We start from the raw sequence: 11,756 nt of genomic DNA, 5'->3' as shown, positions 1-11,756 counted from the left end.
ATAAATTAAAACATGCTTGTAATCAATGAAAAAAATTGTGAACAATATAAACTGATAAAACTAATTTGCTGACAATATACATATACTTAATTCCTCATTTAGTTGAAAATTGGGATTAATTACGTAGGCAAGTGGTTTTATAATTGGTAAACTTCATTTTTTGGATTTGAACAAACCTTACAAAAGTGTAAGACAGAGTAAGCTAAAACGTTAGATTCACTTTATTCTATTTGCTAAAGTAACCGTTATATAGTCATGAAAAGGGGTTGTAGCAATGGATATGTTAAAAGTGGACGGTCTAACCAAAGTTTATAATGGAAACGTCACATATGAAGCGCTATCAGATATTCATTTCACGGTGGAAAAGGGGGAGTTTGTTGGGATAATGGGGCCGTCGGGAAGTGGGAAGACGACTCTATTGAATATGGTCTCCACCATTGATGCCCCGACATCCGGAGAGGTCTATATTAATGGACAGCAACCCTTTCGTTTAAAGAAAAATGATATTGCCGTTTTCCGTCGTCGTGAGTTAGGCTTTGTTTTTCAAGACTTTAATTTGCTCGACACATTAACGATTGGTGAGAATATTGTTCTACCGCTTACCTTAGATACCAAAGGAATTCGGGCAATGAATCGGAAGTTGGCAGAAGTAGCAGAGAAGCTGGCCATTACCGATATCTTAAGGAAGAGAACATATGAGGTATCAGGAGGTCAACGCCAACGCGCAGCCATTGCTCGAGCTATTATCCATTCACCTTCGCTATTACTTGCGGACGAACCAACGGGAAACCTAGATTCGAAATCGGCGCGTAACGTGATGGAAATGATGGCGGATATCAACCAAACAGATCAAACGACAACGATGCTCGTTACCCATGATGCCTTAGCTGCGAGCTATTGCCATCGTGTTGTCTTTATTAAAGATGGAGCACTAGTAAATGAGATTGTTCGGGGGAAGAATCGGCAAACGTTTTTCCAAGAGATTATAGACAAGTTGTCATTGTTAGGGGGAGTTTCGCATGAGCTTTCGTCAGTTCGCTTTTCATAATGTCAAACGAAATGCACGTGCTTACTCTGCTTATTTCCTAAGCAGCACATTCGCAGTCACGATCTTCTTTTTGGCCCCGTGAACGTCTGCCAAATGCTAGTTCACCCGAGGTAAAAATGGGTTTGAAATTCCATGAAGAAATGGATAATCAAGGGGAGTCTTTATTTACGTCAGTTGAAACGAGTTATGGTGTAATTTTTATTCATCATCTCTTGTGCCAAATGTAAATCTTGATTCACAAGTAAAACCATAGTAAAATGAGAGATGCCAATCGATGGAATCTCTCATTTTACTATGGTTTTACTCTACTATATCTTATCAGTTAAATATGGAGTTGTCAACTGATTATCACAAATTTTTTGGAGGGATGTTATGAATAAGAATCATCCTGAATGGACTCAAGAGCAGGATAGGGTAGAACAGGTGACAGAGAAAGCGAGGAAGAAAGAGCAATCACTTAGTGAAGAGGCTGGCGGGGTGCGTTCGGAGATTGTAGACATTCGGAATCGATTTTGGGAAGATGTTTCGGTTAACTTTGAGGGTCCGGACGATGCGATTGAGACCGCGGCTAGTATGAAACAGCAAGCGGAGGTATTGTCTGAACGGGAGAGATCTCATCGTCTCATGCATAAACAAGGAAAAATTCTTCGTCGTCTTCAGGATAACCCCTACTTTGGACGGATTGATTTTCATGAAGTAGAGTGGGACGTGGTTCAAGAGAAAGAGGCCATCTATATCGGGATTGCTTCCTTTTACGATGATGAAACAGATGAATTTCTCATCTATGATTGGCGGGCTCCGATTTCTAGTATGTACTATGATTATACGCCTGGTCCGGCTGGCTATCAGACTTTAGATGGACGGATTTCAGGGGAGATGGAGCTCAAGAGGCAGTTTTTAGTTCGTTGTGGACAAATTCAGAGTATGTTTGATACAGGAGTTACGATTGGGGATGAGTTGCTCCAAGAAGTATTAGGGCAAAATTCGGATTCGCAAATGAAAAGCATAGTGGCCACGATCCAACGAGAGCAAAACCAGATTATTCGAGATGAAAAGAGTAAGCTTCTCATCGTTCAAGGCGCAGCAGGTAGTGGGAAGACGTCTGCAGCCTTACAACGAGTCGCCTATTTACTGTATCGGAATCGGGATACCCTGAGTGCGGATCAAATTCTACTCTTCTCGCCCAATGCGATGTTTAATAGCTACATTGAGACGGTGTTACCTGAATTGGGAGAAGAAAACATGCAGCAAACTACATTTCAAGAATATTTAGAGCACCAAGTCGGAGAAGATTTGGAGGTGGAAGATCCGTTTAGCTTGATGGAATATACTTTGTCGCAAGTGAATCAAGCTGGCTATCAAATTCGGATGGCAGGGGTTCGCTGGAAGGCGGGGATGTCATTTTTAGAGCTTATTGAGAAATATATGGAGCAACTGGGTCAAAGGGATTTGCGATTCCAAGACCTAATGTTCCGAGATCAAATGATTGTATTGAAATCGGAGATAGAAGAGCATTTTTATACCTACGACCGAAAGTTGCCGATACCAAATCGCTTGAAATTGACTGCGGATTGGCTTCTAAAGCAGTTACGCCAGTTTGAGGTGGGTGAGCGTAAAGCTGATTGGGTTGATGAAGAAATCGAATTACTTGATAATGAGGCGTACTACCGGGTGCATCAACGCCTACAGAAGGAAAAAGGCTTTACAGATTCTACTTTCGATGACTTTGATCGTGAACGAACATTGCTTGCCCAGTTGTTGCTGAGGGATTTGACTAAGCCACTCCGAAAAGAGATTGAGAACTTCACTTTTGTTGATGTGTTAGAGACATATCGACAATTATTTACCGAGCGTGAGCTCATTTCGAAGTTCTGGGATATTGCGGAACAGACAGTTAATCAACTAGATAGTAAAATATTACCTTATGAAGATGCGACTCCGTTTGTGTATTTTAAAGCGTTGCTACTAGGCTTTCAAATTAATACGAAGATTCGTCATGTCTTTATTGATGAATCGCAAGATTATTCCCCGTTTCAATATGCCTTTCTTCGCCGGCTGTTCCCAAAGAGCACGATGACGATTCTAGGTGACCTGAATCAATCTATCTATGTTCATACAGAGGATGGTGCAGGTTTTGAGCCCTTATGCTCCTTATTTGTAGGTGAACACATCGAGAAAGTTGTGTTAACGAAAAGCTATCGTTCGACGAAGCAGATTGGAGAGTTTACGCAGCAGTTGTTAATCGGAGGAGAGAGGATTGAGCCGTTTGATAGGCCTGGTAGACTGCCTATTGTAGCACAAGTTTTAGATGAGCAAGAGCAGTATCAACAAATGTACCAATGGATTTCGGAACTCCAAGGACGAGGACATCAATCCATCGCACTGATTTGTAAAGATCATCAAAAGTGTGAGCAAGTATTTGAGAAGCTTCGAGATGAGATACCGGTCTCGTTGATTAAGAAGGCTACACTGTCCTTCGCGCAAGGAATCATTATCATCCCAGCTTATTTATCAAAAGGAATCGAGTTTGATGCTGTTATTTTATTTGACGCTTCTGATCGGTGCTATCATCGAGAAGAGGAGAGGAAGCTTTTTTATACTGCTTGTACAAGGGCTATGCATGAGCTGTGCCTATGCAGTAGGGGAGAAGTAAGTCGGTTCTTGGCTGGGGTGGATGAGGGTTTATATAAAAAGATCACATAGTGGGTAATAAGGGAAAATGGCATAAAACACTGTTTGCGGACAGTGTTTTTTTATTTTCCCATTTTTGACTCTTTTGTTTCCATTTCTTTAGTGATATTGTAAAAATATCTCCAATTTGTACAATGTTTATGTTTCCTATTTTAATCATAGTATTTAAGATGAATAAGATAGTTAGAAGTATCTGAGAGGTGATCCAGTGAAGCAAAAAAGAAAGTTCGTAGGTTTGGGAATCCTCTTACTTCTCCCGATTTTGATGTTATTTGCCGTTTCTTTTTTGGATGTAGGGTATGGTTTTGCACAGACGGATAAGCCAGCGACTCCAACGAGTCCCGTAGCTCCGGCGAGTACAACGACCCCGGCAACTCCAATAAGCCCAGCAACCCAAACAACTCAGGGTCCATCAATATCAACACCAACCCCTTCGACGAATGTTCCTAACGCTTGTACGCAACCAACTGGTGAGTTTGCAGAATGTCCGTCCACGTATTTCAAGTTTGACTACATAGGAAAAAAAGTAAGTGCTAGTGATACAAGTAGTTTGTTTCAAGAAGGGTTCCAACAGGGATTTACTTTTTTTCTTAATTTAGTCTGGTACGGATATACGATCTTCATTTATGCCGTTATCTATATCTTAACGTTTAGCTACCGGTTAGAGCTTATGACGAATATGGCGGGTTCGATGAAGGATGTATTAGGCAAATCTGACTCCTTTTTATGGGGAGGGATCCTCCCGTGGTTAGTGGGTCTCGTGGTCCTAGTAGCGTTATGGAAGTTTCTTCGTCGTCGTAATCAAGAGGGAGTATCGTTACTCGTTCGGAACCTACTCATTTTGACGTGTGCTTCTTACTTTTTCACTCAGATTCCAGCAGTTGTATCGCAAATAAGTAATATTACAGGCAAAGCGAGTGATTATACATTAGCTGGCTTTTTGTCTCTTACTCCAGAGAAAGACAAAAGTGCTTCAAATCCCACAAAGGAACAAGTAGAAAAGACAAAGAAAGATGCGATTCAAAAAGTCTCCTCCGCTTTATGGGCTGAATTTTACTATAAGCCATATCTCGTGCTTCAGTTTGGATCAGTAGAAGCGGGTCAGAAAAATATTGGACAACTATTTAGTTATGGCGGAGATGTTGACTCGAAACGAACAGAATGGTTTACAGGCTATAACGAAGATACGAATCAACAAACAGGTACGAAGTATGTAGATTATGAAAAAGGAATTGCTCAGTCTGAGGAATTTAAAATGGTGACGAGCGCAGGGGTTATGAAGCGCTTCGGATATAGCTTTTTTATCTTGCTTATGGGTATTAGCTTTGCGGTTTTATTATTCTTGTTTAGCTGGAAGCTTCTCCACTGGTTTTTCTTGGCGGTTGGTAGGGTGTTGTTGTTATTGATACCGGTTGTGTTCTCTACTATACCAGGAAGAAGCTTACGTGATATTACCAGATGGTTGTGGCAGATCTTATATGCACTCTTCATGAGAGTCTTATTTGCCGCGCTTTTGGGAATCGCAATTACCTTGTTTGTTGTGATTCAAGGGATTCCTATTACAGATGATGGGGAATTTTCTTACCTAGTTACCTTTTTAATGCGTAATGTTCTGGTTTTAGCTAGCTTCTTAGCTGTTTGGAAGATCATGAAAGAAATCCAGGTACAACTTCAAGGTCTAGTTGGAGTGGAGATCTCACAGCCAAATTGGATTACTCTCTGGAAGAATGTACGAGCCTATTGGAATCGTGGTACGAGAGAAGAGAAGATTAATCTACCTCTCATGACTAGTGAAGGAACATCTGTCATTGCTTTAAGCAGTGCCCAAAAACGGTTCAGCATTGGAGCGCGAATGAAGCAATGGAAAAAGAAAAGGGCCATTCGCAAGCAAGATTCTTTATCTGAGGCACCTCCACCGAGGCATATAGATGAATGAATACGGATCAAGGAGTGAAAGACAAAAAGGAGCTTCAAAAAGGGCTCCTTTTGTCTTGGTAGTAACTTCTCTTATCGTTTTAGTCAGTCTCGCGGCGATGGTGAGAGGTTGGTGGTTAGACCAACAGATTCCAGCTTTAGCTCCTTCAAAAGAACAGTCTAAAGTAGCTTCTAAGCTTCTTATTGATTCTCCCTTTGAGCTAGATGTTGTGATTGATCTGACTCAAGATCACAATGAACAGAAAGAAGCTGGGAAAGTAGCAGGACAGGTTTTCTCGATCCTTCATCAACCGATGAAGTCAAATGAAGAACGCTTAAAGAGGCTTTCAGAATGGGTAACAACGCCTGTTTACCAGTCGATGCACGGAAATCTAGATTTACCACTCGAGCCTGTGTCTTGGAAAAAGATCAAGGTAGTATCGGTTCGTTCTTTGGATACGGATCATTGGAGCTTTTTAGTTGCAGGTGTGCTTCGAGGTGAGAAAGTGGAAGGCATCGTTCGGGTTCAGGTGAGAAAGGTGGAAGGAATATGGAAAGTAGTATCCATCGACGAATCGCCTTGATCAAGAAACCATCATGGAAATGGATCATCATGTGCTCACTCATCGTGATTCCTTTCATCTCTTTTGTAACGATTACAAGTGTTACCATCTATTCGGTTATCGCTCGATTGAAAGAAACCGAAACCGCCCAATCATTTGGGATTGACCCTGCTCTAATGCTCCTATATAAAGAAATTGCTGATCAGCATCAGCTTCCCTGGGCTTTTTTAGCTGCCTTAGATCAAAATCTTCCTAAGGCGAAAGCAGTGATGCTTCCACGAGTCAGTAAATTTGAGATGGAGATCGAATCGGCTGCTCAAAAGTTTTCAGTAGATCCGGCGCTCATTCGCGCCATTATCCAGCAGGAGAGTAGTTGGAATCCTAAAGCAAAATCATCTGCTGGTGCTCGGGGTCTCATGCAGCTAATGCCTGTAAACTGCAGGGCATTTAACCTCGATCCCGATACGACTTGTCTGGATCCCCTTTCAAATGTGATGGCGGGAACGGAGATGATCTCTCGTCTATTAACAAAGTACAATGGGAATCTAGAATTAGCCCTAGCTGCTTATAATGCAGGCGAAGGAAATGTGGAAAAGCATAAGGGGGTTCCACCCTTCAAGGAAACCCAAAATTATGTAAAAAAAATTCCTGTATTGTATAAGGAGTATGGGGGGAAGGGAACCTTATCTAAGGAAGAGGCTCAAAAGAAGGAGATTGAAGAGTTAGCAAATCGATTAAAAGAAGCACGCGTTAAGGTAGATCAAGCAGGTGATTCAGATAAGTGTATGAAGGAGTTAGCAATGCATACTCCGAACCGCGGTTCGCTAACTTGTGCGGCGTATTCGATTCAATCAAATTGGATTTTTGTAGAACGTGTAGAGAATCAAGCAAGGGCTTATGAACAAGAAGTTTGGAAGATTACCTCGAATGGAACGGAAGCGACAAAAGAGACGGGTTCAGCAAACCCCTCAATGGAGATGAGTGGGAATCATACATCAGTTGGTATGATCTGGCCGTGTGAAGGAAAGGTAACGTCCCGATTTGGCCCACGTTGGGGAAGAACGCATAAAGGGATTGATATTGCGAACCGAAAGGGAACTCCGATTTATAGTGTGCTGGACGGAAAAGTTACATCTGTAAAATCAGATCCAGGCGGGTATGGTCATTATTTGGTCATCGATCATGGAAAAGGGCTCTCTTCTCTCTATGCGCACATGTATGCTGGCGATATTCATGTGAAAGTAGGAGATCAGGTGAAGAAAGGTCAGCGCATAGCAAGTATGGGAAGCGATGGGAATTCGACGGGGCCGCATTTGCATTTTGAGATTCATATAAATGGGGTTTCAAAGGATCCCATGCAGTATATTGGTAAGGAAATGTAAGGTAGTGGAGCCCTGATTTGTGGAAAAAATAAGTAGTTCTACATCTTTCTTTTCCATTCAGGACTGTAATTGTGTTATTATGATACATTGTATACAACTTCTTAGCTTCTAGGAAGTATAAGATCGGGACGATATCTAAAACTAGAAACTAATAAGCTCGTATGAATATATGGAAGTGAAAGGGGATTATTAATCCTTGGCGAAATTTAGTGAACTCGGCCTTAGTGCTGAGCTATTGCAAGCGGTGCATCAGATGGGATTTGAAGAAGCAACTCCTATCCAATCAGAAACGATTCCAGTCTCTCTCGCTGGGCGAGATGTTTTAGGCCAAGCACAGACGGGAACAGGGAAGACTGCGGCATTTGGGATTCCAATCGTAGAGAAAATGGACCTTGATTCTGGGCATGTACAAGCCTTGATTCTGACTCCTACTCGTGAGTTGGCGATCCAAGTAGCGGAAGAGTTAAACAGAGTAGGTCAATCGAAAAAAGTGCGTGCGCTGCCGATTTATGGTGGTCAAGAGATCGATCGTCAAATTCGTTCTCTTAAGAAGCATCCACACATTATCGTGGCTACACCAGGTCGTATGCAAGACCATATGCGACGTCGTACCATTCGTCTGCAAAACCTTGCTATGGTTGTATTGGACGAGGCAGATGAAATGTTACAAATGGGTTTTGTAGAAGAGATTGAGGCGATTCTTTCGGAATGTCCATCTGAACGTCAGACCCTTCTGTTCTCTGCAACGATGCCTCCACGCATTCGTAATCTGGCATCTAAATTTATGATTGATCCGGTAGAGATCAAGATTAAAGCAAAAGAAGTAACCATGCCTAGTATCGAGCAGTACTATATCGAACTAGCACCGAAACAAAAGTTTGATTCATTATGTAATCTGCTTGATATTCAATCTCCAGAGTTAGCGATTATCTTTGGACGCACTAAGAAGCGTGTAGACGAAATTACAGAGGGATTAACCAAACGTGGCTACTCCGCCGAAGGCATCCATGGGGATCTCTCTCAAGCACGTCGTGATACAGTGATTCGTCGTTTCAAAGAAGGAACGATTGATATCATGGTTGCCACCGACGTAGCAGCACGTGGTTTGGATATCTCGGGTGTTACCCATGTATATAACTTTGATATCCCTCAAGACTCAGAAAGCTATGTTCACCGAATCGGACGTACGGGCCGTGCCGGTAAAGAAGGAATGGCCATTACGTTTGCTAGCTTCCGTGAAATGGATCATCTTCGCATGATTGAACAACAAACGAAGCGTAAGATGAATCGTTTGTCGGTTCCGACCATTCATGAAGTAGTGGAAGGCCAACAAAGATTAGCGGTACAACGCTTGCTCGAGGTTGCTGAGAAAGAGGAAGAGATTACTTCTTATATTGAATCAGCAGAAGCGCTCTTAGAGTCCAACGATTCGGTTACCTTACTATCAGCAGCTCTAAAACTGCTAACCAGAGAACCAGACAAAACACCAGTCCAAATCAGCGATGATCATTACTCAATGCGTCGTGGTGGTGGCCGTCGTGGTGGGGATCGTCGTGGCGGTGGAGATCGTTCATTTGGTGGTAAACCAAGAAACGATCGTAATCGCTTTAGCTATAACGACGGTAGTTTCTCAGATGGTCCTTCTGGGGATCGCCGTTCTTCCTCATCGAATCGCTCTCGTAGTGAAGGCGACAAGGGTGGCTACAGAGGCGGTAGCAGTAAGGGTGGAAGCGGTAAAGGTGGCTTTAAAGGTAGTAGTAAAGGTGGCGGGAAGTTCTCTGGCGGAGGCAAACGCGGGGGATCTGATCGTGGCAAAGTAAAATCGAGATAGTCTTCGTTTGATAGAGGCAACCAATTCCTAATAGAGGAGTTGGTTGTTTTTTTATATCTAGTTTCACAGTATATGAAAAAAGCCAACTTTCCTATTGGAAAGCTGACTTTTTTCGGATCTATTACTTCACAGGTTCAGGATCTACTTGGATTGAATCCTCTTCCTGTTTCTTGCTTTGTGATTCATCAGATAGCTTGATTTTTGGTAGGAAGAAGGTGATCATGCCACCGAGTACGATGAATACCAGTCCCCAGAGGAAGACGGAATGTAATGATTCGACCATGGAACTTTTCATGATCGGAATAATGGAATCCAAAATCGGTTTTGGAATCTTGCTTAATGCCTCTGGGTTAAATAGCATGGAATAAACGCTCTGAGCATCTTTGGAGATCATTGATTCCATGTTTGTTACAAAATCATGAGCCGCAGCAGGTAGTTTTTCTAAAGTAGGAACCAAGTTTGTTTTGAGTAAATCAGCCGTTCTCGCATTCATCACAGCCCCTAAGATGGTCATCCCAAATGTACCTCCGATTTGGCGGAAGAACTGGCTGGAAGAGGTAACCACACCTAACTCATCCTTGGAGAAGCTTTCTTGTAATCCGAGTGTTAATAAAGGCATGACAAGACCTATTCCCAGACCAATGACCATCATATAACCGGTAGCGATTAATTTCGTTGTTTCTAGATTCATGGTCATCAATAGGCTAAACCCGATGGCCATGATAATCATACCTGCATAAATTTGAGGCTTCATACCGACTTTTTGAACCAATTGGCCCCCGATAATACTAGTAATAATCATGGTGATCATCATAGGAGTCATGATCGTGCCGGAATCGGTGGCGCTTACACCCACTACTCCTTGCATGAAGAGAGGAACGAACATAATGGCTCCAAACATGCCCACTGCCATGAAGAAACCAATTCCATTTAAGGTGACAAATGCTCGATTTCGGAAATAGCGAACGGGTAAAATAGGGTCTTTTGAACGTAATTCAATAAAGACAAAGGAAACGAGAGAGACGAGGGCGAGTGCAAATAAGCTTAACGTCTGCCATGATCCCCAGGCATAATCTTTTCCACCAAATGTAAGGGCTAATAGTAAGCTGACAACCCCAATAATCATAGTAAGCATCCCAGGGATATCAAAGTAAATGGGTCCTGAGACTTTATGTTTTTTCAAGCCGAGAGCGATGAAAATAGTGGCTAAAATGCCGACTGGAAGGTTAATGTAGAAAACCCATTCCCATGACATGTAGTCTACAATCCATCCGCCTACTTGAGGTCCTAGGATAGAGGATAGGCCATACAATCCACCAAAAATCCCTTGCCACTTGGCCCGCTCCTTACCTGAGAATAAATCACCGATGATAATCATAGCCATCGGCATCATCACGCCACCGCCAATCCCTTGGATCGCACGGAAAATAATTAATTGCTCCATCGTCTGAGATAAACCTGATAGAGCAGATCCGACCATGAAAATAACTAATCCTGTTACATAGATCGCACGACGCCCTAGTAAGTCCGCCAGTTTACCTGCGACAGGCACAACAGCGGTCGATGTCAGCATATAAGCGGTAGTTAACCAAGTCATTAAGCTAAGACCGCCTAGCTCACCGACGATGCGGGGCATAGCAGTCCCGACGATGGTTCCATCTAATGCTGCAAATAGCATGGCAATAATGAGTCCAGCGATTAATAAGCCATTTTTTCCTTGTTGTTCTGTATTTTTTCTTGTGAGTTCAGCTTCCATCGAAATAACCTCATTTCGTGTTTTGGTCAGTTGATCAAAGTATGCCAAGTTTCGGTACTTCTGATCATTTTTTATTGGATAGGTAGTTCCGAGAGCTTTTCGAATGTGTCGGCAAAGGCTTCCAGTTCTTGTTTATCAAGATGAACTAAATACCGTTGTAAGGTCGCCTTATGTCGTTTCTTAATCGTCTGAAGGACTCTCTTACCTTCATCCGTTACACTAATATAGATCACTCTCCGATCATCAGAGTCGTGATGTCGTACTACGTAATTATTTTGAACTAAGCGATCAATCATAACCGTGATCGCACTCGGTTTTACATCCATTTTTTCTGCTAGCTCTTTCACCTTCGTAGGACCTTTTGTTAATAAGTATTTCAAAACGTGATATTGGGGGGGAGTCAAGTTTAAATCCTTAAATTGGGTCATCTCGGATCGAATTTTATCTATAAAGACAGAAAGGGACTTCAGAATCCGGTCTAGTTGAAGTTCCGTATGGCTCAATATTACGACCTCCATTTTAGTTATATATATATAAATATTTTCTTTAGATAATGATTAACTATGTTTAA

8 protein-coding genes and 1 pseudogene are annotated in these 11,756 nt (G+C 42.3%); 7 read left to right on the top strand and 2 right to left on the bottom strand.

The features are described from left to right. The first annotated feature begins 274 nt into the window (after positions 1-274). The 7 genes and pseudogenes from BT147_RS03090 to cshA all read left to right on the top strand — a co-directional run bounded on the left by BT147_RS03090 (position 275) and on the right by cshA (position 9,429). Positions 275-1,048, top strand: coding sequence for an ABC transporter ATP-binding protein (locus BT147_RS03090; protein WP_072330769.1), 774 nt, complete (start codon positions 275-277; stop codon positions 1,046-1,048). Between the two features lie 372 nt (positions 1,049-1,420). Further along, positions 1,421-3,751, top strand: coding sequence for an RNA polymerase recycling motor HelD (helD, locus tag BT147_RS03085; RefSeq protein ID WP_072330767.1), 2,331 nt, complete (start codon positions 1,421-1,423; stop codon positions 3,749-3,751). Positions 3,752-3,947: 196 nt separating this feature from the next. Then, positions 3,948-5,675, top strand: coding sequence for a hypothetical protein (locus BT147_RS03080; protein ID WP_072330765.1), 1,728 nt, complete (start codon positions 3,948-3,950; stop codon positions 5,673-5,675). Next, positions 5,668-6,237: a hypothetical protein gene (locus tag BT147_RS03075; protein ID WP_072330763.1), complete on the top strand. Its 570-nt coding sequence runs from the start codon at positions 5,668-5,670 to the stop codon at positions 6,235-6,237. The genes BT147_RS03080 and BT147_RS03075 overlap by 8 nt, the downstream gene beginning before the upstream one ends. Positions 6,238-6,518: 281 nt before the next feature. Continuing rightward, positions 6,519-6,863 (top strand): annotated as a pseudogene (locus BT147_RS15955) (lytic transglycosylase domain-containing protein); the annotation flags it as partial. A 138-nt stretch (positions 6,864-7,001) separates the two neighbouring features. Next, positions 7,002-7,598 carry a M23 family metallopeptidase gene (locus tag BT147_RS15950; RefSeq protein WP_353640698.1) on the top strand — a complete coding sequence of 199 codons (597 nt, stop codon included), beginning with the start codon at positions 7,002-7,004 and terminating at the stop codon, positions 7,596-7,598. Between the two features lie 196 nt (positions 7,599-7,794). Beyond that, positions 7,795-9,429 carry a degradosome RNA helicase CshA gene (cshA, locus tag BT147_RS03065; RefSeq protein ID WP_083426321.1) on the top strand — a complete coding sequence of 545 codons (1,635 nt, stop codon included), beginning with the start codon at positions 7,795-7,797 and terminating at the stop codon, positions 9,427-9,429. 121 nt (positions 9,430-9,550) lie between these two features. Here the strand turns inward: cshA and BT147_RS03060 are convergent, their stop codons facing one another. Both BT147_RS03060 and BT147_RS03055 read right to left on the bottom strand, forming a co-directional pair. Further along, the gene (locus BT147_RS03060; RefSeq protein WP_072330759.1) at positions 9,551-11,185 is read right to left on the bottom strand and encodes an MDR family MFS transporter; all 1,635 of its coding nucleotides are present in this window, start codon (positions 11,183-11,185) and stop codon (positions 9,551-9,553) included. 71 nt (positions 11,186-11,256) lie between these two features. Next, positions 11,257-11,688 (bottom strand): MarR family winged helix-turn-helix transcriptional regulator, encoded by a 432-nt coding sequence (locus BT147_RS03055; protein ID WP_177239648.1) that lies wholly within the window; start codon positions 11,686-11,688, stop codon positions 11,257-11,259. Positions 11,689-11,756 lie beyond the last annotated feature (68 nt).

Source organism: Thermoactinomyces sp. DSM 45891, assembly GCF_900119485.1.
In the GTDB taxonomy this organism is placed as follows: Bacteria; Bacillota; Bacilli; order Thermoactinomycetales; family Thermoactinomycetaceae; genus Baia.
Note: the sequence above shows the minus strand (reverse complement) of the source record. Positions and strands in the feature narration are given on the sequence as shown.

Bases quoted from the DNA above. Each gene is read 5' to 3' on its own strand.
- BT147_RS03090 (WP_072330769.1), top strand. From the start codon at position 275: ATGGATATGTTAAAAGTGGACGGTCTAACCAAAGTTTATAATGGAAAC.
- helD (WP_072330767.1), top strand. From the start codon at position 1,421: ATGAATAAGAATCATCCTGAATGGACTCAAGAGCAGGATAGGGTAGAA.
- BT147_RS03075 (WP_072330763.1), top strand. From the start codon at position 5,668: ATGAATGAATACGGATCAAGGAGTGAAAGACAAAAAGGAGCTTCAAAA.
- BT147_RS15950 (WP_353640698.1), top strand. From the start codon at position 7,002: ATGAAGGAGTTAGCAATGCATACTCCGAACCGCGGTTCGCTAACTTGT.
- BT147_RS03060 (WP_072330759.1), bottom strand. From the start codon at position 11,185: ATGGAAGCTGAACTCACAAGAAAAAATACAGAACAACAAGGAAAAAAT.